At 58.4% G+C, this 26442-nt stretch carries 25 protein-coding genes and 1 pseudogene; 18 read left to right on the top strand and 8 right to left on the bottom strand.

Annotated elements, in window-relative coordinates:
- Nucleotides 1-160: 160 nt before the first annotated feature.
- From AC2FJB_RS18800 to AC2FJB_RS18790, 3 genes are all read right to left on the bottom strand, one after another.
- A complete protein-coding gene (locus AC2FJB_RS18800) occupies nt 161-4390 on the bottom strand; it encodes a thiopeptide-type bacteriocin biosynthesis protein (RefSeq protein ID WP_496818861.1) in 4230 nt (1409 codons plus the stop codon).
- A gap of 98 nt (nt 4391-4488) precedes the next feature.
- Nucleotides 4489-4881 (bottom strand): hypothetical protein, encoded by a 393-nt coding sequence (locus AC2FJB_RS18795; protein ID WP_117869474.1) that lies wholly within the window; start codon nt 4879-4881, stop codon nt 4489-4491.
- A gap of 253 nt (nt 4882-5134) precedes the next feature.
- Nucleotides 5135-5806 carry a GntR family transcriptional regulator gene (locus AC2FJB_RS18790; protein ID WP_117869473.1) on the bottom strand — a complete coding sequence of 224 codons (672 nt, stop codon included), beginning with the start codon at nt 5804-5806 and terminating at the stop codon, nt 5135-5137.
- Between the two features lie 128 nt (nt 5807-5934).
- Between AC2FJB_RS18790 and AC2FJB_RS18785 the strand changes: the two genes are divergently transcribed.
- The 5 genes from AC2FJB_RS18785 to AC2FJB_RS18765 all read left to right on the top strand — a co-directional run bounded on the left by AC2FJB_RS18785 (nt 5935) and on the right by AC2FJB_RS18765 (nt 10128).
- Nucleotides 5935-6879 carry a class II glutamine amidotransferase domain-containing protein gene (locus AC2FJB_RS18785; RefSeq protein WP_496720034.1) on the top strand — a complete coding sequence of 315 codons (945 nt, stop codon included), beginning with the start codon at nt 5935-5937 and terminating at the stop codon, nt 6877-6879.
- Entirely contained in the window at nt 6876-7589 is a 714-nt protein-coding gene (locus tag AC2FJB_RS18780; RefSeq protein WP_496720036.1) for a GltB/FmdC/FwdC-like GXGXG domain-containing protein, read from the top strand. The genes AC2FJB_RS18785 and AC2FJB_RS18780 overlap by 4 nt, the downstream gene beginning before the upstream one ends.
- A complete protein-coding gene (locus AC2FJB_RS18775) occupies nt 7574-8998 on the top strand; it encodes an FMN-binding glutamate synthase family protein (protein WP_117869470.1) in 1425 nt (474 codons plus the stop codon). Before AC2FJB_RS18780 ends, AC2FJB_RS18775 begins: the two co-directional genes overlap by 16 nt.
- Nucleotides 8995-9690 carry a type 1 glutamine amidotransferase gene (locus AC2FJB_RS18770; protein WP_496720038.1) on the top strand — a complete coding sequence of 232 codons (696 nt, stop codon included), beginning with the start codon at nt 8995-8997 and terminating at the stop codon, nt 9688-9690. Before AC2FJB_RS18775 ends, AC2FJB_RS18770 begins: the two co-directional genes overlap by 4 nt.
- A gap of 87 nt (nt 9691-9777) precedes the next feature.
- Nucleotides 9778-10128, top strand: a complete 351-nt coding sequence (locus tag AC2FJB_RS18765; RefSeq protein ID WP_299895829.1) for a YjiS-like domain-containing protein — start codon at nt 9778-9780, stop codon at nt 10126-10128.
- Here the strand turns inward: AC2FJB_RS18765 and AC2FJB_RS18760 are convergent.
- A complete protein-coding gene (locus AC2FJB_RS18760) occupies nt 10125-11264 on the bottom strand; it encodes an FAD-dependent oxidoreductase (RefSeq protein WP_117869467.1) in 1140 nt (379 codons plus the stop codon). The two genes, AC2FJB_RS18765 and AC2FJB_RS18760, sit on opposite strands and share 4 nt — an antisense overlap.
- A gap of 91 nt (nt 11265-11355) precedes the next feature.
- On the opposite strand from AC2FJB_RS18760, the gene AC2FJB_RS18755 reads away from it, so the two are divergent.
- From AC2FJB_RS18755 to AC2FJB_RS18695, 13 genes are all read left to right on the top strand, one after another.
- On the top strand, nt 11356-12648 hold the full coding sequence (locus tag AC2FJB_RS18755) for a glutamine synthetase family protein (RefSeq protein WP_496720041.1): 1293 nt from the start codon (nt 11356-11358) through the stop codon (nt 12646-12648).
- Entirely contained in the window at nt 12648-12914 is a 267-nt protein-coding gene (locus AC2FJB_RS18750; RefSeq protein WP_299635745.1) for a EutN/CcmL family microcompartment protein, read from the top strand. Before AC2FJB_RS18755 ends, AC2FJB_RS18750 begins: the two co-directional genes overlap by 1 nt.
- A 40-nt stretch (nt 12915-12954) precedes the next feature.
- Complete coding sequence (locus AC2FJB_RS18745; RefSeq protein WP_117869464.1) at nt 12955-13263, top strand: BMC domain-containing protein; 309 nt, start codon at nt 12955-12957, stop codon at nt 13261-13263.
- 22 nt (nt 13264-13285) lie between these two features.
- The gene (locus tag AC2FJB_RS18740; protein WP_496720043.1) at nt 13286-14470 is read left to right on the top strand and encodes a hypothetical protein; all 1185 of its coding nucleotides are present in this window, start codon (nt 13286-13288) and stop codon (nt 14468-14470) included.
- Nucleotides 14470-15849 carry an aldehyde dehydrogenase family protein gene (locus AC2FJB_RS18735; protein WP_496720045.1) on the top strand — a complete coding sequence of 460 codons (1380 nt, stop codon included), beginning with the start codon at nt 14470-14472 and terminating at the stop codon, nt 15847-15849. Before AC2FJB_RS18740 ends, AC2FJB_RS18735 begins: the two co-directional genes overlap by 1 nt.
- Complete coding sequence (locus tag AC2FJB_RS18730) at nt 15846-16469, top strand: BMC domain-containing protein (RefSeq protein WP_117869461.1); 624 nt, start codon at nt 15846-15848, stop codon at nt 16467-16469. The genes AC2FJB_RS18735 and AC2FJB_RS18730 overlap by 4 nt, the downstream gene beginning before the upstream one ends.
- Nucleotides 16469-17650, top strand: a complete 1182-nt coding sequence (locus tag AC2FJB_RS18725; RefSeq protein WP_496720047.1) for a malate dehydrogenase — start codon at nt 16469-16471, stop codon at nt 17648-17650. Before AC2FJB_RS18730 ends, AC2FJB_RS18725 begins: the two co-directional genes overlap by 1 nt.
- Complete coding sequence (locus tag AC2FJB_RS18720; protein ID WP_496674849.1) at nt 17647-18057, top strand: Rid family hydrolase; 411 nt, start codon at nt 17647-17649, stop codon at nt 18055-18057. Before AC2FJB_RS18725 ends, AC2FJB_RS18720 begins: the two co-directional genes overlap by 4 nt.
- A gap of 96 nt (nt 18058-18153) precedes the next feature.
- Complete coding sequence (locus AC2FJB_RS18715; RefSeq protein WP_496720049.1) at nt 18154-19434, top strand: ABC transporter substrate-binding protein; 1281 nt, start codon at nt 18154-18156, stop codon at nt 19432-19434.
- A gap of 65 nt (nt 19435-19499) precedes the next feature.
- On the top strand, nt 19500-20351 hold the full coding sequence (locus AC2FJB_RS18710; RefSeq protein WP_496674852.1) for a branched-chain amino acid ABC transporter permease: 852 nt from the start codon (nt 19500-19502) through the stop codon (nt 20349-20351).
- Nucleotide 20352: 1 nt separating this feature from the next.
- On the top strand, nt 20353-21300 hold the full coding sequence (locus AC2FJB_RS18705; RefSeq protein WP_299635733.1) for a branched-chain amino acid ABC transporter permease: 948 nt from the start codon (nt 20353-20355) through the stop codon (nt 21298-21300).
- The gene (locus tag AC2FJB_RS18700) at nt 21297-22028 is read left to right on the top strand and encodes an ABC transporter ATP-binding protein (protein ID WP_299895854.1); all 732 of its coding nucleotides are present in this window, start codon (nt 21297-21299) and stop codon (nt 22026-22028) included. The genes AC2FJB_RS18705 and AC2FJB_RS18700 overlap by 4 nt, the downstream gene beginning before the upstream one ends.
- The gene (locus AC2FJB_RS18695) at nt 22028-22735 is read left to right on the top strand and encodes an ABC transporter ATP-binding protein (protein WP_496720052.1); all 708 of its coding nucleotides are present in this window, start codon (nt 22028-22030) and stop codon (nt 22733-22735) included. Before AC2FJB_RS18700 ends, AC2FJB_RS18695 begins: the two co-directional genes overlap by 1 nt.
- Before the next feature lie 62 nt (nt 22736-22797).
- Here the strand turns inward: AC2FJB_RS18695 and AC2FJB_RS18690 are convergent, their stop codons facing one another.
- The 4 genes and pseudogenes from AC2FJB_RS18690 to AC2FJB_RS18675 all read right to left on the bottom strand — a co-directional run bounded on the left by AC2FJB_RS18690 (nt 22798) and on the right by AC2FJB_RS18675 (nt 26263).
- A complete protein-coding gene (locus tag AC2FJB_RS18690; RefSeq protein WP_496720053.1) occupies nt 22798-23802 on the bottom strand; it encodes an Ldh family oxidoreductase in 1005 nt (334 codons plus the stop codon).
- A gap of 31 nt (nt 23803-23833) precedes the next feature.
- Entirely contained in the window at nt 23834-24202 is a 369-nt protein-coding gene (locus tag AC2FJB_RS18685; protein ID WP_496720080.1) for a glycine cleavage T C-terminal barrel domain-containing protein, read from the bottom strand.
- A pseudogene (locus AC2FJB_RS18680) lies at nt 24176-24982 on the bottom strand (aminomethyl transferase family protein); the annotation flags it as partial. The gene AC2FJB_RS18685 and the pseudogene AC2FJB_RS18680, both read right to left, overlap by 27 nt.
- Nucleotides 24983-25075: 93 nt before the next feature.
- Complete coding sequence (locus AC2FJB_RS18675; protein ID WP_496720055.1) at nt 25076-26263, bottom strand: NAD(P)/FAD-dependent oxidoreductase; 1188 nt, start codon at nt 26261-26263, stop codon at nt 25076-25078.
- Nucleotides 26264-26442: the final 179 nt, after the last annotated feature.

The raw sequence follows: 26442 nt of genomic DNA, 5'->3' as shown, positions 1-26442 counted from the left end.
TCCAGGTTCCGAGGTGTCCCGCTGCCAGTCAAAAGCGCAGTGATCCACGTTTCCTTGACCCGTGCGCCGGGTGCTTCATTCGGGGGCAGGTGGTATTTGTAGACAGCCCATGCTTCGGAAGGACGGTTCAGGTTCCATTCTGCTGCCATGAGCATGCCGCCTAGGACGATATCCAGCCGTGGTTCAATTTGGTTCGATAATGTCGACAAAGCGCTTCGTGGATAACCGCCTCTTCTGCGGCAGTTCCCCAGTGGAGGATCCGGTTGACGGACATATGAGCGAGGCTTCCCAGAATGTCGGCCAAACTGCTTCCCAGCCGGCCATCCTGTTCTTCTCGTTGGAGGCATCTGAGATCCGGATGAAGCCTGGCGGCACGTGCATTCCAGCGAGATGGTCGCGAATGAATGCCCTTTCCCACACCTAGTTCATTCAGCACAACGCAGGCACTCTTCCATTCCTTACCCGTGGCCCGACGTGCCTTTCGGCACGACGCCGGGCCGCCGCCGTAGTTTTCCGAGCACCGCTCGGAGATCGCCAGCCGAACCCCTGTTGGGAGTTCGAGATCTTCAAACAGGGCATCGATACTAGCGACTGACGCCATCCATCGCCGGGATCGACTGATCTCTGGATCGTTGAGCACGTGAAGCGCAGCGATCGAGTCGGCGCCGAATATTCTCTCGCAGGCGCCGAGCCCCAGTTCTCCGCCGTATCGCGCCGTTTCAGGCAGGTACTCATCAACAAGAAACCTGTCTACCAATCCTCCGGCTGTTTTCTGCAAGTGAACAAGCACCCGGTTCCTCAGAACTCTGTCATGGTCGCTTGGGAACTTGAGGCGGAGGCGCAGTTCAAGCTCTGGGTCTGCGTATCTAACGAAGAACCAATTCTCGATAAGGTTGCGTTTCTGCCACAGCGCCAACCTGTTAGATTGCAGTTTCAGGAACTGTTCCAGCTTCATGGCATCCCCGAAAAGCCGCAGATACAACCATGATCCGGCCTCGTCAGCGCCGTGTCCCAGCGGTTGCCATGCGGCCGGGTTGGCATCGTATTCGACATAGGGTGTATCAACTGGCTTTGCAGGGGCAAAAACCAGTTCAGAGGCCAATCGACCATGCGGTGAGTCGATCCACCAATCCTCTGGCGTTGGAAGGTACTCGCAGATCGAAAGCGGACCTTTTTTCAACGTCTTGATCAGGTTCGCAGTGGAAAAGGGGTTGTCCAGATCCCATGGCGTGGCCATGTCACTGGCCTTATCTGTGGGGACTATGTATCGCGGCAGCTCCAGTTTTTGCCGCGTTGTTTCCAGCCAGCTTTCCTCTTTGCCCGATTTGATCACCTCTGTCGGAACAAAAAGCTGCCACCGCTCCGGAGCAAGGATCACATTTCCAGCTGAGACCCTGGGCAACCGGTTTTGATTGCTTTGCGATTGCCATGACCAGATCACCGTCGGTTGCCTCATGTGCATCGCGATGTCGATGAGCAGAAGATAGACCGCCGGAGCCCCGGGAGGGCTTTGGTGGGCAGCATGCAGCTGTGGACTGACCTCGACGCTTTGGCTGCCCCAGAAAAGTCGGAACCGACTGCCATCGTGACGGATCCACAGATCGTGAAGCGGTATCTTCCTTTCCGGCGGCAAACCGCTGTCGCCGAGAATTTCGATTACATACCGGGAAAGGCTGGCGCGTCGCAGGATGTTGGATGACCGGGGGTCGGTGGCACACAGGATGTCTGCTTCGACAATTGTCGAATCCTTTTCACGCGTGGGGCTGTGTTGCATCAACGCGTCTGCGATCAACTGATTTCGTCTTGAGAAACGGCCGAAAATCGCCTTTGGCCCGCCCGGAAAAATTCCCTCGGGATAGGCTGTCCAGACTGGCTTGTGCCCGGAACTGCGCCCTACCTTGCCCAAGAGAACGCCATCCTGGATGGCGAGAGGGGCCTGACCTGTGTTGTGGGCATGCAGGATCTCGATATCCTGCGCGGAAAGCCCCCATTCGCGCGCCTCCCAATCGGTTTCCAGCGGAAATTCCTGATGGTTGTGCCTGGGGGCATCACTTGACGATCCCGTACCTGTAACGAAATCCATTCGCAGCGGCATGCCGAGATATGCAAGCCCGCTTTCGGCGTCCACGGCCTGGCCGAGCAATACGGCGCGGTCGCTGTACCGGTCGAGGAACCGCCGTTCAAATTCCAGAAAACGGTTCGGCTTCGGCACGCGAAAGCCAACCTTTTCCAATATGTTCCATGCGCTGGCCAGCGCTTGCTCCGCGCGCAGTGGTGTTTCCAACGTGTCGACGCAATGCGCATCGACATGAAGAAAATCACCCGTCCAACCCGGCGCAAGAGAGCCCGCTGTTCGCCCCAGTTGCTTTAACGCGATCATTGAAGTGTTTTCACGTGCGGCATCAAGAGCAGTCCCGATCTCCGTCAAGCCTCTCTTTTGTGGGGCGGTCACATCTCTTTCCAGCCGCTTCAGCGTTCTGGCGGTTGCGTCATGTCCCAGGAGTATTGGATATCTCTGTGGTATCAGAACCTCGGACCGACAGAGATCCGAGATCGTCACAGCAGATTTGAAAGGGCGATCCTTGAGGGCCGTTTCCAGATCGGAAACCGGGACAGAATCGACGTCAAAGATGAACTCTGCCAGATCGGAAGCCGCCGCTGCTATGATCTGTTCGTGGTTCCAGGGCCCGTCGAGATCACCGTTGGTTATCCAGTGCAGAACGTCCTGTTCCCACCAGGCCGATGGATTGCATCGCACCCTCGTGCTTTGCGTCTCGGCGGTTCCGGCGGCAATATGTGCCAAAAATCCACAGTCCAGATCTATGTCCAGATGGTGGTCTGCCACGGTGACGATGTCCTTGCCTGCAACAGGTATTGCCGTGCCCACTGCTGCGAATGCACCGAACGGCGTTGGGCGAAAACACATTCTGTAAATAAACCGAAACAAGGTGCCGAGAACTGCAGGTGAGAGGCGCTCGTCTTTTTCGAATTCGCGCATGACCATCGAGAAGAAACCGGGTCGCGCAATGAATAACGACAAGGCAAAGGCCTGATCGTGAAGTAACTCTGAAGCACGCTTTTCCAGATCCTTTTTTCCGGTGCTTTTAGTTACTCCGCTAAGATCATGCTGCGGCGAACGCAAACAAACACGGATTCCGAGAAAGGGACGAGAGCTGGGCAGTTTCGGTTGAGAATGACAATGATTAGGCTCCTCGACATCCAGCCCCATGAACTTCAGGTAGCTGAGATAACCTGCGTCGCTTAAGGCAAGCAGTGCCAACAAAACACCACTAGACCCGGTCAGAAGGTCCGTCGATTGAAACGTCTTCCAGCCTGCGCCGATCGCGGGAAGCCCGTCCGGGCTCAATTCGCGTTCCACGAGGTTCAGAAGCCGTTCGGCGTGCTTTTCGATCAGGGAATCGACGTCTGCTTCGGGATTGAGAGACCGAATAGCGAGGGCCATCACCACAATTCCGGCATCACCATGACATAGCCCTCCGTCATTGATGCCCGTCTCGCTGAGAGGCCTGGCAATGCAAGATGTCAGAACCCGTGATGTGATGTCGTGTATTTCGTCTTCCATCCCAACCAGCGCCGCCGCCGCGAGTGCGGTATAGATGATCCCAAGATCGCCGTAACACCACGCAAAACGTGACGGTACTTCCCACGCGTGGCTGAGCGCTGACATGCAGGGGAAACAGGATGACAGACCGCTGTCCGAAAACGCGCCCTGATGCGAAAGAAGAAACAGGACCGCGTCTTTGAGGTCTTCGATGTGTCGTGGCGTGAACGCGTGCCGCCGACCCAAACGGGCCAGAGCCAGAACTGCACCGGGTGAACCGTGAGCCAATCCCATATTGACGAGGTAACGCGTTGTCTTCTGGGCACCGGCCTCGTCTTCCGGAGAGGAAAAGGGTTCTGTCCACGCCAATCCCCGCTCTGTTCGGGCCGAGTGCCTCCAAAGCTCCTTTGCCAAACGCAAACACAGCGTCTTTCCCCCAAGACGGGCCGTTTGGGATTTCGGTTCGCAAAGAAATACGGATATGCCTGCAAGCCCCGAAACGTGATCGAAATGTCCCATCCACGGAGCTTCAAGAAGGCGTTGCGCAACCGAACGCAGGGCACGGTCGAGCGCCAGTTGCGCTTCAGGATCGTCCGGATTGGCGTCCAAGGTATGACAGGCGAGCAACCCAAGACCGGCTCGGCCATCGAACAGTGAAACAGGGGCTCCGCGCAGTTCTCGGTCGCGAGCCCAGATGGTCGAAAGGCGACGTGACGCAGCGGATCGCACCCGATCGTCATCCAGAAACCTGTCTGCCGCCAGCAATGCCAGCGCCTCTCCGGCGACAGCGCTTCCCAGCCCGATTGCATCAGTTCTGATCGGAGCCACAACGAGCGACCCTGCAATAGACCGTATGGCCGCATCAATCCTCGTTGATGAAATAGACATTGACTAAGACAGTTTCCCCGCCAAACGGGATTCATCATTCAGCAGGCGTTCGGATGGCATCCTTTGCTGCTTGCACGGATACTGCACCAATTCGCGCAACAATTCTTCGCCCAACTGAATGTTCGGCGCGTCGGACCGCCAACGCTGCCGGCGTCGACGAAGCCGAAGGCAGGACCGGTGGAGGTAGGATTGAAGCCAGAATAATGATCCCCCAGTTCGCCCAAGGATTCGATGGATGTCAAAAGCGCGTCTACGCGGTGTTCGACGGTTTCCAGCCTGTCTTCCGGGCCGGGTTCCATGACGCGCATCAACTGGTCGAGACGTTGCTCGATCGCGGTCAGCCTGTCATCGACAGACCGGCATTCCGGATCTGTCTTTTCGCTTTCGGTGTAATCGGGTTCTTTGCGATTGTCGTTTTCGTCAGCACTCATTTCTCTCTCCAGAACCTGAGGTGGTCGAATAGTCGACTTGGGACCGCCTGTGGAAAAACGTGTCGTTCAAATATCAACTCCGATGGAATCGAAGGGTCTTTGTGATGAGAGATTTCAATAATATACGAAAACGAGCATTTTGTCATGGAGCAAGCAGAGCAACGCACAGTTGTCCCAATGGTACTGTCAGCGACCATGAGCTGGTGTCAGGCAGGCGAACCGGCACGGTCAATCTTGCCAACGGTTTTGTGCATCACCCGTTGTCCGCTTCTTTCAGCCCCTCGATCTGCAAATCGAACCCGGCCTGAATATGGGCAGTGAAGGTTTCCAATGCTTCTGTCACGTCTCCGGTTTCAATCGCGTCGACAAGCGCCTGATGATCACCGAGGGATTTTGAGATGTCGACATTTTCAATTGCGGAAAACAGGTGAAAGGCCATGGCCTTGCCCCAGATCATGTCGAACATGTCCAGCAGGAACTTGTTTCCCGCTTCGACCATAAAGGCGCGGTGAATGCGTCGGTTGGCAATGAAATAGTCGCGTGTCGTAGGGTTGGTCAGGTTTTCTTCGCGCCGAATCAATTCGCGCAGACCGTCCAGAACCGTGGGTTCCGCATGGGCCGCGAGAATCCGCGCAGCCTGACCTTCGATTGCAGCGCGGGCCTGATACAGTTGCCGGACTTCGGTTTGATCCATGCGTGCCAGCCGGAATCCACCGCTTGCGGCGACTTCCAGAACCCCTTCGGTTTCCAGCCGCATCAGAGCCTCGCGAACCGGGGTGCGGCTGATATTCAGCTCTGCTGCCAGCTTCTCCTGAACCAATCGATCTTCTGTAGATATTTCGCGGCTCATTATGGCTTCGACCAGTTGATCATAAACCTCGTCCGCCAGCCGTCTGCGCTGTGTCTTTATCTGTTTCAGAGCCACTCGGAGCCTCTCTTTCCGTGTTTTGTGAATTCTGTATTCAAAAAAGCATCTGGTGCCAAGGCGAATGGGCTTGCTATTGCTCGTGTACTGTATACAGTATACAGACTCAATTGAACAGGGAGCACTTCATGTGTGGTATCGCTGGAAGGATTCTAACCGCACCCGGGCAGGTCGGGGTAGATCTGGTAGACCTGATGGATGCGCAGGAACACCGTGGCGCAGATAGCACCGGGTTTGCAGTTTATGGACCACCACGAGACACCGGATACGTTTTGCGGGGGATGGGTTTTGATAAATCCCGGCAGGATGCTGACCTGGAAGCGTTTGAGGCGGTTTTGAAAGATCACGGCTCTGGCTTTCTGTCTGACCCGAAGATTGTAGCTGATGAGAACCGGCATTATTGCTTCCGGGCGGAAATCTCGGACCCGGCTGATCTGCAGGCCTGGGTGCGGGATGCAGATGAACTGACGGACCGGTTCGAAGTGCAGTCCTGTGGCCGTAGCCTTGAGATCATCAAGGATATCGGCGGGGCCGAAGCGGTTGCCGAAAAACATGGCGTGCGTGACGTGATCGGAACTCACGGTCTGGGTCATGCGCGGCTTGCGACGGAAAGCTCGGTCCTGCCCAACGCTTCGCACCCGTTCTGGGCGCGGCCGTTTTCGGATGTGGCGATCGTGCATAACGGCCAGATCACCGACTATTTTACATGGCGCGATAAGCTGAGCCGGAAGGGCTATCGCTTTTTGACCGAGAATGACAGCGAGTTGATTGCGGTCTGGGTCAGCGACCAGATGAAAGCTGGCCTGACGATGGAGCAGGCGCTGAAGAAGTCGATTACCTCTATCGACGGGGTATTTACATACATGATCGCAACGCCGGACGGGATCGGCTTTGCCAAGGATCGGTTCGCGATGAAGCCGCTGGTTGTGGTCAATCGCAATGGGGATCTGGCCGCCGCGACCGAGGAACAGGCTGTTCGTCGCGTGATGACCGAGGAATGCGACGTGATCAACTATGATGGCCCTTCGCTGACCGGCATCTGGGGTGTCGGCAACCGGAGCCTGGCAGCATGAGCGAGGTAGCAAGACAGATGGATGAAATCGTCATCGAAGTCGGCAAGCGGCATATTCGTGAGGTGAACCGGGATATCATGGCCGCCTGCGCATTAGGACAGCCGATCCGGGTTGTCGATACGCTGTCGCGGCACAATCTGGGCGTGGGTCTACCGGACAATGTTGACATCACCTTCGAAGGCTCAGTGGGATATTATTGCGGCGGTTTGAACACTGGCGCCAACATCTCCATCGAACGCAATTGCGGGTGGGCCGTGGGCGAGGGGATGGCCAAGGGTCACATCACTGTCGGCGGCTATGCGGGCATGTCTTGCGGGGCGGCGATGATTGGCGGCACCATCCATGTCAAAGGTGATGCGGGGCCACGGGTGGGCGTCGCCATGAAGGGCGGCAACATCGTGGTCGAAGGCAGGATCGGCTATCAATCCGGTTTCATGGCGCACGCGGGACGGATCATTGCGCTGGGCGGTGCAGGTGAATCCTGTGCAGACGCGCTGTGGGAAGGCGAGGTTTGGGTCGCAGGCGAAGTTGACAGTCTGGGCGTGGACGTCGACGTGATCGAACCCACTGCTGAAGAGGTGGCCGAGGTCGATGCGATCCTTGATCCTCTGGGGCTGGTCGACAGCTCTCGTAACTGGCGCAAAATGGTCTCTGGCCAGCGTCTTTGGTATTTTGAAAGCAGGGACGCAAGCGCATGGCTCATGATCTGAGTAAACCCTATGAGTATCCGTTCGAAGTCGCGTCCGAGGAAGAAATAAGGTTCCGCGATGCGGGTGCGGTCGAAGGTCGGCCGGCCGGTGTGCCTTCGTCCTATGATGAGGGGGGATCGACCCGCTGGACACCCGAAGCGATATCGGAAGTTCACGCACTGGCGCAGCTTGGGCGGTATCAGGTGCGTGGCTACAATACGTTCAACAAGCAGTTGCCGACATTCGACGATTTGACATTTGTCCCGGCGACAATGACCCGCCTGCCGCTGGAAGGGTACCGCGAGAGCTGCGATACGACGACAGTTCTAGGTGGCGGGCGCGGATTGGTGGAACGGCCACTGGAACTGAAAATCCCGATCTATATCGCATCGATGTCTTTCGGCGCGCTCTCGGCCTCGGCCAAAGCGTCGCTTGGTTATGGGGCCTCGAAGGTGGGTACCATGACCTGCACCGGCGAAGGCGGCATGCTGGAAGAGGAGCGCGAAGCCTCCCAGCGCCTGCTCTACCAGATGTCGCCCGCCCGCTATGGAGTCGATCTGGATCACCTGCGCCGGGCCGATGCCTTGGAGATTGTTGTGGGGCAGGGGGCCAAACCGGGCACCGGCGGTTTGCTGCTGGGTATGAAAGTCAGCCCGCGCGTCAGCGAGATGCGCACTTTGCCGGAAGGGGTCGATCAGCGATCCACTATCCGGCATCCGGATTTTCTTGGGGCAGACGATCTGGCGGTCAAGATCGAGGAACTGCGGATCGCCACGAACTATCAGGTGCCGATCTTCATCAAGATGGGGGCGACACGGCCCCGGTTCGACGTGGCCGTGGCCGCAAAGGCCGGTGCCGATGTGGTTGTGGTTGACGGGGCCGAAGGCGGCACCGGTGCTTCGCCCGAGTTGCTGCTGAATCACACTGGCATTCCGACCATGAGTGCCATTCGCGCAGCACGCGAAGCGCTGGATGAGTGTGGGATGAGCGGCAAGGTCTCGCTTGTCGCCGCGGGGGGTATTCGATCAGGTGTGGACGCGGCCAAATGTCTGGCACTTGGGGCGGATGCGGTCATGATCGGGAACGCCGCGATGGTCGCGCTGGGGTGCAACACTCCGAGATATCTGGACGATTATAAGGCGTTGGGCACATCGCCGGGGGCGTGCCATCACTGCCATACGGGCCGCTGCCCGGTTGGGATCGCGACGCAGGACCCTGACCTTGAAGCGCGTATGAACCCGCATGCAGGTGCAGAGCGCGTGGCCCGGTATCTGACCGCGATGACAATGGAGATCACGGCGCTTGCCAAGGCCTGCGGCAAATCCTCGGTGCACAATCTGGAAACCGAAGATCTGCGCGCGCTCAGTTTTCAGGCCTCGGCCTTTACCGGCGTCAAGATGGCGGGCATCGACCGGGCCTTCGACTGGTGAGGATTGCGCTTCTTGAACTGACCCTCCACCCCTTGCCACTGCTTGAGGGTCTGCCGCGGACGGCTCAGCAGATCCGCGCATGGCTTGAACCGCATCTGCCTGAAGCCCGATTTTCCACGGTGGATGTGGTCGATGGCGTACCATTGCCACAGTTCAGGGATTTTGATGGGGTTGTTGTCGGAGGGTCCGAATTCGGCGTCTATGATGACACGGAATGGATGCGGCCCCTTCGCGATTTCCTGGAAATGTGCCGGGACCATGCCAAGCCGGTCTTCGGCATCTGCTTTGGCCATCAGATCATGGCGGATGTCTATGGGGGCAAGGCCGAGAAGGCCAAGGTCGGCAATGTCGTCGGTGCACGAGGCTTTGACTATGGCGGAGCCAGCGTTGACGCCTTTGTCTGGCATCAGGATCAGGTCTCGTGTGTTCCGCCTTCGGCGCAGGTGACGGGGTCGGCGGATCACTGCCCGGTAGGGGCCTTGGATTATAATTTCCCGGCCCGTTCTGTGCAATTCCATCCCGAATACCGGGCAAGCCATCTGCGTGAATTATTTGTGCGCGGGCGCGACGTGTTTCTTGCCGCGCGCGAGGCGGACGAGGGGCTGGCCTCGCTTGAAACGGTGCATGTATCGAGGGATCTGGCCGCCTTGCAGGCGGTTGAATTGTTTCGCAATGCCAGCGGTGGGCCGTGAGATCTAACAGCCCGCTTGATCCTGATCAATTCCGGCTTTGAAACAATGTGTATACTGTATCCATAACGTGGTGGAGGAGGCCGCGAGATGTCGGGATACACAGATTTCTTTCAGAAAATAGCGCGGATTGTCAGTACACCTCGGGATGAAAGCCTGAGTGACAGGGAGCTTTCAGACCTTGGGTTGTCCCGCGCGGATCTGGCTATGTTGCGATCGGGCGCGCCACAGGCACGAGAGCGTATACTTGCCATGGCCGGGCAATTCGGACTGACCGAGGAAGATCTGAACGCGCACTCGGAACTGGGGTTGGAGCTGGCGGAAAAATGCGGGCATTGCCTTCAGGCCGAAACCTGCCGTGACGCAATCCGGGCGGGCGCGCGTCTTCCCCAGGGCAAGTGCCCAAATGCTGGAATTTATCGCGCCCTCTTGGATGGTTAGCGTCCGCTGGGGCTTTCCTTCGGGCTCAGTTTTCTGCGACCTGCGATCTTGAATCGATCCGCGGTCCCAAAATCCTTCAACCCGACACCCGCCGCAAATTCTGCAAACACAGGGGCGTGCTTGAACAAATGGCCAGAGCATCCGCCAGCGAACAGCACGTTTTCATGCTCGGGGTGCCAGTCGGCAATGAAATGTGTATCCGGGGTCAGAATGATCTGGTTGAACTTGGAATCCACAACCCGTTGCCCCTCCAGCCCCGGAAGCCGGTGACGGATATAGCTGCGTGTGCGGCCCAGCGTTTCCTGGCGGATCAGCCGTTCATCATTGTCCAGATCGATCTTGTCCGGGATGACAACCGCGGCCTTTACGCCGGATCCTTCGGACGACGGCAGGCCAAAGGACCCTTGCCCGTGATCGATCCAGCAGGGCATTCGGCTCATGTCGAAATCTTCCGACCCGTCGGGTGTCGAGGTGTAGAGGACATTGACGCCAACCACGGTCGAGATCGGCTTGATCGTTCTGGGAAACATGTCGGCCATCCAAGGGCCGGTCGCCATGATGATCAGATCGGCCTCAAGCGGTTTGTCGTCAAGCATCGGACGTTCCGATCCATCCGTGGTGACGCGACCGCGCCGTACTTTGCCTCCTGCCTTTCGGAACAGATCCAAACCGGTCAGAACGCATCGATGGGCCATCAGCATTCCGGCTTCGGGTTCGAACAACGCATATTCGATGTCGGTGACCTTGAACTGAGGGAACCGCGATTCGATATCCTGCTGACCGAATTTGTAGTAGGGCACCCCGACCCGGTCGAAAGTCTGTGCGGTTGCGTCTTCCCAGTCGCAATGTCCCGCAGTCGCCAGAATCAACGCGCCGCATTCGTACATCAGGTTCTGGCCGCTTTCGGCCTGCAACTCCAGCCAGCGCAGGCGGCTTTCGCGCGCCCACCGCGTATAGAACTCGTCCCGCCCGGATATGGCACGGATCACTCTGTTGTAATCTGTTGAAGATGCACGGGAATGTCCCGGTTCCCACCTGTCGATCAGTGTCACGGTCTCGCCGCGCCGTTGCAGTGTAAGCGCCGTCATGACGCCAACTATGCCGCCTCCGACAACGATAACCGAGCTTTTGGACATGGCGCAGATTTTCCTTGTTTCCTGACTGGCTTTGTGAATACTGTATACAGAATACAGCAATTATAAAGCTAAAAACAGGGAGCACGCGCAAATGAGTTCGGGGTTTGATCTGCCCGAGGGCACGCATACCGTCATTCTTGGTGTCGGGGATCTCAACGGCATCATGCGTGGCAAGCGCATTCCGGCCAGCCATTGGGATCATGTCTGCAAAAGCGGCAATGCTCTGTCGATTGCGCTGCTGGCGATCGATATGACCTGCGACGTCTGGGATACTCCTTACGTCAATTTCGACAACGGTTATCCCGACATGCATGTCTTTCCGATGACAAAGCCTGTCGCCGTCCCGTGGGAGCCGGGCGTGGCCGTCTGTTTTGGCCGCGCTGAGGGCATGGATCACAAACCGGTGCCGATCGATCCGCGTCAGGCTTTGGTGCGGCAGGTGGACCGGGCCCGCGATATGGGGTTCGAGGTGAATGTCGGCACGGAACTGGAATTCTACCTTCTGGACCCGGAAACCGGCCAACCGCGCGACACGGGCATCCAGGTCTACGGCCTGGGCCGCGCCGCCCGGATGGAACACATCGTTGGCCCGATCCGTCAGCAGATCAATGAATGTGGCATTCCCATCGAACAGTCCAACCCGGAATATGCAGCCGGCCAGATCGAGGTCAATATTCGTTATGGTGAAGCTCTGGCAGCTGCGGATCGTGTCGTTCTGTTCAAATCTCTGATCCGCCAGTTGGGCATCGCGCACGACTATCTGGCGACGTTCATGCCCAAGCCGTTTTTTGATCAATCTGGCAACGGGTTTCATACGCATTACTCGCTGTGGAAGGACGGCAAAAACGTCTTTGCCGACAATGGCAAGATCAATGACATCGGCAAATCCTTTATCGCAGGTCTGCAACAGCGCATGTGCGAGACGGCGATTTGCGGCAGCGGCACGGTCAACGGATATCGCCGTCGCCAGCCCTATACATTTTGCCCGATCAACACGAGCTGGGGCTATGACAACCGGACAGTTGGTATCCGGGTCATCGAAGGCTCGGACAGCGCCGTGCGGGTGGAAAAGCGCGACGCTGGTGCAGACGCCAACCCGTATCTGTTGCTTGCGGCCGAGATTGCCGCCGGGCTCGACGGGATCGAACAGGGGCTGTCCCCCTCTGAGCCGACGACAGGCAACGGGTATGAGGAAGGGATCGGAGATCCAATTCCCACCGATTTGCCAACCGCCATCAAACTGGCGCGCGGATCAGAATGGCTGCGGGATGTCATGGACGAAATGCTGTGGGATCTGGTGCTGCAACAGGCGGAGCGAGAGCTGGAATTCTTCAATCAACAGGTCACCAAGGTCGAACTGGACCGCTACCTGAGGGCGTTCTGATGCACTTGGGCAAGGTCGCTGGAACTGTCACGGCAACTGCCAAGGATGCCAGGCTTGTTGGAACAAAGCTGCTGGTGACGGATCTGGTCGACAGCAAGGGCAGCTTGATCGATCCCGCACGGGTTGCGGTCGATACCTGCGGCGCTGGGGTTGGGGACATGGTTCTGGTTGTCAGCGGGTCTGCGGCCCGTATGGCGGCCGGGTTGTCCACGGCCCCCGTGGACATGGCCATCATCGCGGTGATCGACCGCGTCTCGACGACCTGAATCACGATACGCGAAACATCAATTTTGGGAGGAACAAAAAATGGCGAAACCAGTGGCAGGGCAGATGGCCCTGGGCATGATCGAAACACGTGGCCTGGTCGGCGCGATTGAAGCCGCGGATGCGATGGTCAAGGCAGCCAGTGTTGCCATCGTGGGTCAGACCAAGGCTGGCGGCGGGCTGGTGACGACCCTCGTGCGCGGAGAGGTCGGCGCGGTCAAGGCCGCCACCGATGCCGGCGCAACAGCGGCCAACAAGGTGGGCGAGGTCGTCTCGGTTCACGTGATCGCACGACCGCATGACGAGCTTGAGGCAATCATCGACGGGCTGGGTGCCGGGTCGTCGGCCTGATCAACCCCTTTGAGGAGGTACCATGTCAGCCGGTTTCGAGGATTTCACGCGCGCGGTGACACGTGGCGCGACACGGGATGCACCCGTTGCCCAAAGGTTTGAGCGCATTGCAGTATTGGGTGGCGGCCCGGATGCCCGTCTTCTGGCAGCGCTGTGTCTGGCGGAAGGGGCTGAGGTTACGCTGTTTTCGGCCTATGGGGCGGAACTGTCACTGCTTGCCCAATCCTCGGGCATTGGCATTAGCGGCGAAGGGCCTGTGGGCACGTATCAGGTGGATCGCGACGGGCCTTCAATCCGCACCACGGCAGAGTTGGATGCAGCAGTGCGGGGCGCACAGGCGATCTTTCTGACCGGACCGATCCATAAACAGCGCACCTATTCCATGGTGCTGGCCGATCATCTGCACGATGGTCAGGTGCTGGTTCTGGCGCCGGGTCGTTCTCTGGGCGCGGTTGAAGCGGTCTGGATGCTGCGAATAGGAGGCTGTACCGCGGACGTAACTCTTGTCGAGGTACAGGGCCTGCCGTACTGGTATCAGGCTGAAGGTGCAGGGCTGACCCTGACGCAGGCGGCGCCGATGGCTGCGGCAACACTGCCGCGTGGACGCACGGACGTTCTTGAGGCGCTGCGACCCTACCTTTCAAACATCCTGCCGCTGGATTCGGTTCTGTCGTCAGGCTTCGCCGATCTTTCCGCAGCGGTCGAGATACCGGCATTGATCCTTGGTGGCGCAGGGCTGGGGTCTGGTGGACCGGATTTGCCGATGGGCGGGGTGCCGCTGGAAGGCAATCGGACTTTTGCCGCACTCATAGGACCGGATCAGCGTGAGGTGATCCATGGATTGGCTGACGAAAGGCGACAGGTCGCACAGGCCTTTGGCGTTCGAAACCTGCCCGAGACCGATGACTGGATCACGACCTTTGCCGGAGCCGAGCGTGGATCGGGTGCGCGTCCGGTCCCGGATCGGCAGGCCGCGCGCCAGTTGATGCGCGACGGCGTATTGGGGTCATTGGTGCCCCTCGTTTCAGCCGCAAAGCTCACAGGTTTGACCGCACCTTTGACGGAAAGCCTGATCTGCGTGACAGACCGTCTTCTGGGTGCTGACGTGGCCGCGTCCGGGCGCAGGCTGGAGACCATCGGAATTTCCGCAGGCGATGTCGATCAGGCCCGCCGCATCTTTGACACCATTGCCACCGGAGCCTCGTGATGGACGCTGATCTGAAATCCATCGCCGCCGCACGGCGCGCTGCTGAAACGGCTTTCGAAGCCTATCGCGCCTTTCTCTGCACTGACCGTGCACAGGTGGATGCCATCGTCGATGCCATGGCTCGGGCGATCGAACCTGAAGCCGAACGGTTGGGGCAATTGGCGGTCGAGGAAACCGGGTACGGCAATGTACCAGACAAGCGGGTCAAGAATCTGTTCAACGCATTGTCGGTCGCCGATTACCTGCGGGATGTCACGACGCTGGGCCTGTTGTGGCGGGACGACGCGACAAAGATCGCAGCTTTCGGAGAGCCGATGGGTGTGGTCGCGGCGCTTATCCCGGTGACAAATCCAACATCCACGATCATCTACAAGGTTCTGTCTGCAGTGAAGGCGGGAAATGCCGTTGTCTGTGCCCCGCATCCGCGCGGCGTGGAATGCGGGAAGGAAACCGTCCGCATCATGGCACGCGTTGCCGAACAGATGGGCGCGCCCAAGGGGTTGATACAATGCCTGGACGCCGTGACCATTCAAGGCACCGCCGAGTTGATGAAGCATCGCCGCACTTCTGTCGTCATGGCGACTGGTGGCCCGGCTATGGTCAAGGCCGCCTATTCCAGCGGTAAGCCGACGCTCGCAGTAGGGGCGGGGAACGTGCCGTGTTACGTGCACAAATCCAAGGCCCGCGATCTGTCCGAAGTTGCCGAGATGATCGTGACGTCAAAAAGCTTCGACTACGGCACGGCCTGTGTCAGTGAACAGGCAGTGGTCGCCGATCCTGAAATTGCTCGCGATCTGCGCCACGAACTTAAACTCAAAAACGCTTACTTCTGTACCCCGGCCGAGGCTGATCGGCTGGCACGGGTCATCTTCAAAGGAGTGCAGGCAATGGATCCCGAACGCGTCGGCCAAAGCCCTCAGGCGCTGGCCGATGCTGCGGGGTTCTCGATTCCGCCGCGCACGCGCTGTCTGGTGTCGGAAGAAACCGAAGTGGGGTGGCAACGCCCGCTTTCGGCCGAAAAGCTGAACCCGGTGCTGGCCTTTTACGAGGCGAAGTCCACCGATCACGGCATCGAACTGGCGCAATCCATTGCCAAATTCGAAGGTTGGGGGCATTCCTCGGTCATCCATTCCGACGATCCCGAGGTGGTCGCTCGTTTTTCCACCGTGCCCACGGGCCGGGTACTGGTGAACACGCCGGGGATAATGGGCGGAATGGGGTATTCCACCGACCTTGAACCTTCCTTCATGCTGGGTACCGGCACGTGGTCGGGGTCGATCACCTCGGACAACGTCACCGCCCTGCATCTCATCAACATCAAGCGGGTCGCTTACGAAAGCAGACCCTGGCGCGACATTTACGAGGAGTATGGCGCATGAGCGAGATCACGATCCGGGCGCTGATGCAGATCGACAACCTGCAACCGAAATTCGCCGCCTATAATGGTGCGACGGTGCAAGGGTCAGTGCCTTTGTCCGGTGACACCGTGCTGATCGGAGAGTTCGCGCCGGGCAATGGCGTATTCTCGCTGATCGACCGGGCACTCAAGGCGTCCTCGGTCGAGGCGACGACGCAGATGGTCGAGCGCGAGTTCGGATTCTTCATCCTCCGCTCGCCTTCAAACGCCGAAGTGTCCGCTGCACGGGACGCGATGCTGGCCGAACTTGGGGCTTCCATGACAGACCGTTTGAAGCCTGCGATCAGTTCCACACAGATCATTACCAGTGTCGAACCCTATCAGGCGCAGCTTTTGAACAAATGGCGCAAGGGTGCGTTGATCGTGCCGGGGCAGACGTTGGGGATCGTGGAATGCGCGCCCGCGGCCTACATCTCGATCGCCGCAAATGAGGCCGAGAAAGCCGCCGAGATTGACATCGTCGAGGTGCGCGCGGTGGGGCGGTTTGGTCGCTTGTTCATCTCGGGGTCTGAAAACTCGGTCGAAACCGCCGTCGAGGCCGCGACGCGTGCAGTCGAGGCGGTGGACGGGCAGGGCGGCTGATGGCAACCCCACGCGTCATAGGCTCGGATGCGGTCGAAGATGCGCGCCGCCGGGGCAGGATCGTATTCGAGGTTTTGCCGGGTGACATCGTGACGGCTCTCGCGCGTGAAACCGCCGAGCGTGTTGGTATCTCATTGGTGGACGGCCCGCTGGAGCGACCGAAACCGCCGCGTACGGATGGTGCTGTTTCAATGCGCCGGGTGCTGTACCGTCGTTCACCCAAATGGGTTGCGCCTTCGCGTGCGCCGCGCAAAGCCCGCAGGCTGGGCAAGCTTGCCTTGATCGGGGCAGGGGGTGTTGGCGGAAATATCGCCCATCTGGCGGCGATGGCGGACATAGCCGATGAAGTCGCGCTGATCGACATTACTCCGGGATTGGCGGCTTCGACTGCGCTGGACCTCAATCATACGTCCGGGATCACCGGTGCGCGGGCCCGATGTGTCGGTGGCGAAGCGATGGATCTGGTGGCCGGGGCGGACGTGGTTGTCGTCACTGCCGGACGAGCCCGCCGTCCGGGCATGACACGTGCAGATCTGATCGATGTGAACGCCCGCGTGATCCGTCAGTCAGCCGAAGCCATCCGGTCAGCCGCGCCTGATGCAATCGTGATCGTGGTGACCAACCCGCTGGACGAAATGACGGTCGAGATGCTGCGCGCTTCAGGTTTTCCCCGCGAACGGGTTTTGGGTATGGCAGGAACGCTGGACAGCAGCCGGTTTCGCAACGCGCTGGCGATGGCCGCAGGTGTCACACCTGCGGACGTCGAAGCGTTCACACTTGGCAGCCATGGGGATGAAATGGCCCCGATCCCCAGCCGTGCGAAGATCAAGGGGCGTCCGCTGGATGTTTTTTTGTCCCGCGAACAGATCGAAGCCTGCGTTCAGGATGCGATCACCGGGGGTGGTCAGGTGGTCGCGCTCCGGAAATCAGGTTCTGCAACGATAGCTCCGGCTCATGCTTCGATCGAATTGATTGATCACATTCGGGGTGCGCGGACGGGCCCGGTTCCGGTATCGGTCATGTTGCGGGGTGAATACGGCATCGACGGTGTCGTGCTGGGAGTGCCAGCCCATCTTGGCGCAGGCGGATTGGTAGAGGTTGAGGAGCTGCGGCTAACCGCCGAAGAAAACGCGGCATTGAAAAACGCGGCCGAGGCGATCCGGGTGAGGCTGGGCCTGTGACCGTGCGCTTTTGGAAATCCGGCGGACGGTTTGAAGAAGTGGCCTCGTACTCTCGGGCCAAACGCATCGGCCCCTTTGTCTGGGTTGCCGGAACAACGGCCATCGAGCCGACGGGCCGCATCCACGCGCCGGGAAACGTTGGCGCACAGACCCTTTATATCCTGTCACGTATCGAGGACGCGCTGAAAGAGGTTGGTGCCGAACTGCGACATGTGGGGCGGGTGCGCGCCTACCTGACCGATCTGTCCCAAGCAGGCGCGTTCGCGCAGGCGCATGGCGAATTTTTCACGGGGATTGATCCAGCTCTGACAGCCGTTCAGGCAGGGCTTACCCAGCCCGGACTGATGGTGGAAATTGACGTGGATGCTGTGATCCACGGCGAAAACGGCGAAATCAGCGGATTCTGAACATGAGTCTTCAAGAAAGGATTTGATCGAACCATCTTCTTGTGTACTGTATACAGAATACAAGAAAGGCATAATGAGACACAGGGAGCTAATGTGATGATCAAGACAGCGCTGCTCAGCGGAACATGCATCGCGCTCATGGCCTCGGCGGCCGGAGCGGAAATCAAGGTAGGATTCATTGGATCGCTTTCTTCGGACACAGGATTGTCGACCCTGCGCGGGGCCGAGATTGCGATTGAAGAGCTCAACGCAAATGGTGGCGTGATGGGCGAACAGATCACCCTGGTCTCGGCAGATACCGGACAGGATCCGACCGAAGGCATCCGGGCCTATGAATACCTTGCGGAAACGGAAGAGGTTGATTTCATCATCTCGGGTTCGATTGACGATGTGTCGCTGGGATGGCTGCCCCGAATGCAGGAGTACCGGATTCCAACGCTGGACACTTGGACATCCTATATCGGCATCATCGACATGGTTGTCGAAGACCCTGAAGGCATGGCGCCCTATTTCATGAACATCGCCTCGGATGAGGCGCTGGCCACGTTGTACATCAACTTTGGCGCGGATGTTCTGAAGGAAAAGATGGGGTGGGATTCCGTTGTCATTCTGGCGGAAGATACTGCCTTTGGCGAGGCAATCACCGGCCTTGTCACCGAAGCGCTTGCACCGGTTGCCGGCATCGAGGTCAAGGACATCATCACCTATGACGTTGCCACCGTCGATTTCGCTCCGATCTTCAGCCGCGCGCAAGATACCGGGGCGGACTTCATCTATCAGGTCTCGTCGGTGAATTCGCAGGTTGTGTCATCGCAATATGTTAAGCTTCAGGTGCCGATGGCGATGACGGGTGTGAACGTCGCTGCACTGGGGATGGAGTATTGGGAAGATACGGGCGGTGCCGGGGGCGGTATCTCGACCTTGTCGCCAGTTCCTTCAGTTGGATTTCGGCTTGATCCGGCCAGCCAGGAATTTGTCGACACCTATCAGGCCAAGTATAACAGCCGTCCGCTGCTGCCGCATTTCAACGGGTTCAATGCCTATCATGGGCTGAAACAGGCCATGGCCGCAGCCGAGGAGGCCGGTGGTTTCGACAATGTCGAAGGCTGGGCCGATGCAATGAAGAAACAGGATCTGGTTCTTGAGTTGGATGGCCAGCTGTGGCTGCGCTACGCCTTCTGGGGTGATGACGAGGTAGAGCCTGTGACCGGCCGGACGTACCCGCACAATATCCGTTTTGATCTGTCCGAGCCGTTTGACGATGCCGCACCGTCAATGGTTGTGGTCCAGTGGTACGAGGACGGCACCGCCGCCGTTGTCTACCCCGAGAAATACGCGACGGGTGAATTCACTTTGCCAAGCTGGGTCAAGCAGTAACCTGTCCGTTCGCTTAGCTTGAAACGGGTGCGCGAGGGCGCGCACTCGCAGTCAGGGATCCTTACATGTTGCAAATACTGATCCAGGGGCTTTTGCTCAGCGGTCTCTATGCGCTTATCGCAATGGGTTTCACGCTGATCTTCAGCATCGGTCGAGTCCTGAACCTGGCCTACGGTGCCTATCTGATGGTCGGCGGATACATGTATTTCTGGGTGTCTCAGACCTTGGGAATGCCCAAGCTGATGGGCGTGGTTGTGGCCGTCCTACTGGGCGTTCTGATGGGGGTTCTGAAATATCGCCTTATCGTCAAGACTCTGAAAGGGGATCATGTAGCGGTCGAGATTTCGACGCTGATCCTTGCGGTCGTGATTCAGGCGGGGATCGTTCTTGTCTTTGGTGACAGCAGCAAGATCCTGCTGCCAATCGTACCGGGTGTGATCAACGTGGCCGGGGCATCTGTCACCTATAACATCCTGATCGCAACGGTGATCAGTTGGGCCATTCTGTTAGGGCTTTATGCCTTTGTGCGTCTGACACATACAGGGCGGGCGATGCAGGCGGTTTCGATGGACGCCAAAGGGGCAGCAATTTCCGGGATCGACCCGGACCGGATCAACCTGATCACATGGGGTATCTCGGGTGCCCTGGGGGCCTTGGGCGGCGTGTTTTTTGCCAGCTATACGCAGCTCTCGCCATCAATGTGGGTCGCGCCTCTGATCATTTCGGTGGCCGTCGTCATTGTGGGTGGCATCGGATCGATCATCGGCACGCTGGTCGTTGCTCACATCGTCGGCTTTCTCGAAGTCATAGTTGTCGCCACCCTGGCGCCGGAACTGCGCGGCGTCTTCACAATGCTGCTGATCATCGGCGTGCTGGTGACGCGACCGCAGGGCCTGTTTGGCCGCGAGGAGTTGTAACATGGGTCTGCGCTGGTTTCACTTTGTCCTCTGGGGCGGCCTGATTGCGGGGATGCTGCTGCTACCTCAAGTGGTCTCGAATGGCACACTGCGAACAATGATCTTTGCCAACTATCTGGCCATCTTCGCCATCAGCTGGGACGTGCTGTCGGGAAAGACGGGGTACGTGAGTTTCGGCCACCCTTTCCTGATCGGTATCGGAGCTTATACGACTGCGATCCTGACCAAACGGTTTGACGTGCCGGTCGAAATCTCAATCCCTGTGGCCGTGTTGGTCACAATGATCGCGGGTCTTATTGTGTTGTTGCCCGCTCTGCGCATTCGCGGCAGCTACTTCGCGCTGGTCACACTGGCCTTCATGGAACTGCTCTATCAGCTGGTTCAGGTGATCCGCCCGGATCTGACCGGCGGCACACGTGGCATGTCGGGAATTCAAACTCTCACACGTGGCGCTGCCAACGGATATTATTTGTCCACGGCGCTGATGCTAAGTGTTGCAGTCAGCATGTGGCTGCTGATGAAAACGCGGGTGGGGACCGCTTTGGCCGCAATCGGAATGAATGAAGAAAGCGTTCGTGGTTCAGGTCTCAGCACCACGCGGCTTAAGGCGTTTGCGTTCCTGACCAGCGCTCTTGTCGCCGGGCTGGGAGGGGCGTTTTATGTCCACTACCTGGGCTCGCTTGCACCGCGGGCGCTGTTCGACATCAACTTTCTCTTCACCATCATAGTTGCGGCATTGCTGGGCGGAACATCGACCATTATCGGCCCCATGATCGGTGCGTTCTTCATGACGTTCCTTCTGGAATACCTGCGTCCCGTGCTTCCCGGAGCAGAACGGTATTTCGTCTACGGTGCTATTGCACTGCTTCTCTACATGTATCAGCCAAAGGGATTGGTTGAACTTGCTCAACGCGGCTTTCAACGGCTGCGGAAAGGGGGGCTGACATGACCGTTGCATTGAAAGTGTCTGGTCTTGTCAAACGGTTTGGCGGGCTGGTAGCCACGAATGATCTGTCCTTTTCCCTGCAAGAAGGAGAGTCGCTGGGCCTGATCGGGCCGAATGGCGCGGGAAAGACAACGGTTTTCAGCCAGATCATGGGTGAGTTGCGGCAGAACAGCGGTACAATCGAGCTGTTCGGGCAAGAAATCTCGGCGCTGTCGACGCCGCAACGTATTCGGGCTGGGGTCAGCAGGACCTATCAGATTCCGCGTCCGTTTGGTGACATGAGTGTTGCCGAAAATATCAGGGTGGGCCTGATGCCGGACGACATCTGGCGTATGATCGTTTCGCGTCCGGATACGGAACGGGAAAAGGAACTTGCGCTGAGTGTCGGATTCACGGAAACGGATCTGAACCGTTCACCGTCCGAATTGGCTATGGGTGATTTGCGCAAGCTCGAAATGGCCCGAACCATGGCCACGGCACCGCGTGTCATGTTGCTGGATGAGGTGTTTGCAGGTCTGACAGTCGGTGAAATCGCGCAGATTTCCGATCTCATACAATCCATGCGCAAGGACGGGATGACCTTTTTGATCGTCAGCCATGACTTGCCGGCGCTGGAACCGCTGATCGACCGCGCCATCGCCATCGAGCGGGGCACCATGATTGCCGAAGGCTCGTTCAGCGACGTGATGAACGACACTGCCGTACAGGCCTCGTACTTGGGGAGCGTCTGATGTCCTATCTGGAAATCGAGAACCTGTCTGCGTTTTACGGCAAGGCCCAGGCGTTGACCGATATTTCGATCACGGTGCAGCCCGGTGAGATTGTCGCCGTGGTCGGCCCGAACGGTGCAGGTAAATCCACCCTGTTGGACAGCATCATGGGCCTCGTGAAAGTCGAAGGCGACATCCGCTTGCGAGGGCACAGCCTTGCCGGTCGAAGCCCTTCGGAAATCGTGCGTCACGGGGTGGGCTATGCGCCCGAGCGGTTCAACCTGTTTCCTTATATGTCAGTGCGCGACAATCTGATGGTGGGGGCCTTCACCGCACGAGGCGACATCGAAAGCAATCTTGAAATGGTGCACAGTCTTTTCCCGCGCCTGCAAGAACGGGAAGGCCAGGAGACGTCGACCCAATCCGGCGGGGAAAGGCAGATGGTGTCCTTTGGCAGGGCCTTGATGACCAGCCCGGAACTGCTGCTTGTCGATGAGCCCACAATTGGCCTAGCCCCGAAAATCTGTCACGAGATTGCTGAAGTTGTCCGTCAGCTGAACAAGGACTACGGGCTGACCGTCGTCATCACGGAACAGAATGCCAATTTTGCCCTGTCGCTTGCCAGCCGCATCTATGTGCTGGAGTCCGGGCGGATGCAGACGTCGGGTACAGCTGACGAATTGAGAAATGACAAACGCTTGCTCGAGGCCTATTTCGGCGGCCATTGAGTGGCGCGGTTGGCAAGCTGGGCAGGTGCTGTCCGGCCATTCGATAGCCGGTGATTTCAGTTTCAGCCGAGTGCGTCCAGAACCTCGGTGCTCACTTCGATGCCATGGGCGTCGGCGGCTGCCCGTTTTGCAAGACGACCGTCGCCCGGAACCCGGGCGGAACCGTTGCCGGAAATCTCGGCGCAGATGCGGGCGACATATTCGTTGAAGGCCGCGTTGCCGAACTGGCTGGGATCAATTGCAATCAGGGTCGCACCACCTTTGATGTTCAGGGCATCGAAGGACTCGCGTTCTTCGTTGTCCACGGACAGGGTTCCACCGGCCAGTGCTGCGCCCAACACCTCAACCATGAAGGCGATCGCGGCCCCCTTATGCTCTCCGAATGGCAACAGGCTGCGGGTTTCAAGGATGGCATTCGGGTCGGTGGAGGGCTCGCCCCGGGGGTCAAGACCGGCAGGGCGGGGCAGGTCGTGCCCCTCGGCAGCGGCCATGCGGATATCCATGAGGGCCACCATGGACGAGGCCTGATCCCAGACCACCGGCGCGTCGCCTTCGCGTGGGCAGGCAAATGACATGGGATTGGTGCCAAATACCGGGCGAACCCCACCTTGCGGTACCACCATGGACAATGAGTTGATCACGGCAAAAGCCACCAAACCTGCTTCGGCCAAGGGTTCCGTGTCAAACCGTAAGGCACCCAGATGGTGACAGTTTGTACAAGTGAACGCGGCAATGCCGTTTTTCCGTGCCATCGCGATCAGATCCTCGCGGGCTTCAGCCGCTGCAACCTGATAATACCCGTTGTCGGCGTCACAGCGCAAAACGCCCGGGGCAACCTTTTCGGTCTTGGGCGTCGCGTGCCCGTTGGCATAGCCGGACGTGAAGCTTTGGACATAGACCGGCAACATGCGCAACCCGTGGCTGCGCGGGCCGTCCCGTTCAGACCGGGTGACGATATCAGCAAGAATATCAGCGCTGCGCGGGTCCACTCCGGCAGAAACAAGAACTGATTTGGCCAAGTCCCGAACTTCAGCAAGAGAAAGCGTTTTTGTCGATTGTTCGGTCATCAGTTCGAGTCCAGTCTCTATGTTTTTGCACTCATGCGCGCGCGCGAGTGTTTGCGGGATCGACAGCACATGTGTCAATGACCACGGCGTGGCGCATTTCATTGTGGACCAGTACCTGCATTTTCGTACCGGGCGCCGTCATGTTCTGTGGCACTAGTGCCATCGCAATGTCGTGGTTGCAATAATAAGAGAACCCGCCCGAGGTGACTCGGCCGATGAGCTTGCCCTGAGCGTAGACACTCTCGTCAAACATCACCGACGTTTCGCCAAAGGGCAGTTTCAGCGTGACCAGCCGCCGGTATGTGCCTTCCTTTTTCTGTTTCAAAAGAGCGGCCTTGCCTATGAAGGCGCGACCTTCGGTTACCACGAACCGGTCGAGGCCGGCCTCGTATGGCGTCATGTCCTTGCAAATCTCGCGATTGATGGCGCGATAGGATTTCTCAAGGCGCATGGATTCCAGTGCCTCAAGCCCGAAAGGTTTCACACCGGCCTTCAACAGCAGGTCGACAAGATGGCGGTTGTAACCGACCGGGTGATGCAGTTCCCACCCCAGCTCGCCGGTTTAGGACACGCGAAGCAGATGAACGCCCTTGGCGTAACCCACTTCACCCATTTGCGCAGAAAGCCAGGGGAAGGTTTCGTTCGACAGGTCTTTGTCGGTCAACGGTTGCAGGATCTCTCGTGCCTTGGGGCCTGCCAGAGCAATCACGCCCAGTTGTTCTGAAACATCTTCAAGAAGGACAGAGCTGTCATTGGCCAGCAAACGTCGCAGTTGATCCCAGTTGTAGGCGCGCCAGTTCGGGGTGGAGACCAGGTAAAAATCATTCTCGGCATAGCGGACGACCGTGTATTCAGCATCCATGCCGCCCTTTTGGTTCAACAAAAGCGACAGGGTCATTCGCCCCACTTTGGGCAGCCTGTTCGCCATAAGGCCATCCAGCCATTTGGCGGCCCCCGGTCCGCGCACGGTGAACTTGGTCATCGGTGACATCTCGATGAACCCGGCCACGTCACGGGTGGTGCGCACTTCTTCCTGAACGCGTTCCATGTGGTTGGTGCGACGGAAGGAATGTTCGGGAACAGCTTCCTTGCGCGATTTGGCGAACCAGCGCGGAAACTCATATCCGTTGAAGCTGGTCCAGACGGCGCCATGCGCGCTCAGCAGATCGTAGGACCCCATCGTTTTCATCGGGCGCGCGTCGGGAAAATCTTCTCCGGGAATGTGCGCGTTCATGTGGGTCCCCCACGTTTCGCGCACCTTGTCCATGGTCCACTACTTGGACGCGTAATCCGAATAACGGCGCGGGTCGAGTTCGGACATGTCCATGCCCGGATCCCCATCTACAATCCAGCGGGCCAGGCGTTCACCAACAGTGCCACCCCACAATATGCCGCCGGGCATGCCTTCGGCCAGCCACAGGTTTTCATGCCCCGGTGCGGGTCCCGCAAGCGGCAACTCGTCTGGTGTCATCTGGAACGGACCCCGAGTGTTGGCCTTGATACCCACCTCACCAAGTGTTGGAACCCGCTCGATGGCACGTTCCCACTGCGCTTCGACCGCGTCGAAATCTTCGGGCAGGAGGTCGGCACCAAAGTCAGGCGGCACACGATCTTCGGCGAATAGCTTGAGGTCTTTGGTGAACTCATAAGGGCCGAACTGAATGCCGCCCACGTCTTCGCGCAGATAGGCGCCGTAATCTTCATCCCGCAGGATCGGGAACTCGGGCAACCCTTGCGCGCGGCGTTCTTTGAGAAGGGGAACGGTTTCCGTTGTCCAGTATTGGTGAACGATTGGAATGCAAGGCAGATCCAGGCCAACACGGCGCGCGTTCTCGCGGGCATAGTTTCCAGTCGCGAAGACCAGATGTTCGCAAGTGATCTCCCCCTGATTGGTTGTCACCTTCCAATGACCGTTTTCCAGTTTTCCATAGGCCAGCGCTTCGGTGTTCTGAAACACTTTGGCGCCCTTTTCACGCGCCAGCTTGGCCATTGCCATGGTGATGTCGGCAGGGTTCACATAGCCGTCCTCGGTATGCAGGATGCCGCCGCGAATATTTTCCGATTGGTTGAGCAGAGGGTGCAGTTCGGCGATTTCCTCCGGCGTCAAAAGTTTGCAAGGCACACCGGCAGCTTTGGCAATCGAGGCATAGGACAGGAATTCGTCCCAGCGTTCCTGCGTATTGGCGACGCGCAGCTGCCCCACTTTGCGCAGCCCGACCGAAGCGCCGATTTTCTTTTCGACTTCGGAATAGATGCGGATGGTCTCCATCGTCATCTTCGAAACGTTGTGGGACCGCACAAAGGTGACCAGCAGACCTGCCGCGTGCCAGGTGGAGCCGGAGGTCAGCGTGGTTCTCTCAAGCATGATCGCATCGGTGCACCCATGCTGCGTCAATCCATAAAGAACCGAAGCCCCGACGCATCCGCCACCAACGACAACAACCTTGGCATGTGATTTCATTCGCTGAATTCCCTCTTGCGACTGATTTCGTTTTCAGACGGACCGTCAGCATGAAATCAGTAAACCCAGAACTTCTTGAACTGTTTACGTGAAGTCAGCGTCAGACAATTCGAAAAATTTTCGGGCCCAGCTTAGTTGAATTAAACCTTGGTCGTGTGTGCCGATGACTCCACGCGTTC

Source organism: Ruegeria sp. CDSC085, assembly GCF_059610465.1.
Note: the sequence above shows the minus strand (reverse complement) of the source record. Positions and strands in the feature narration are given on the sequence as shown.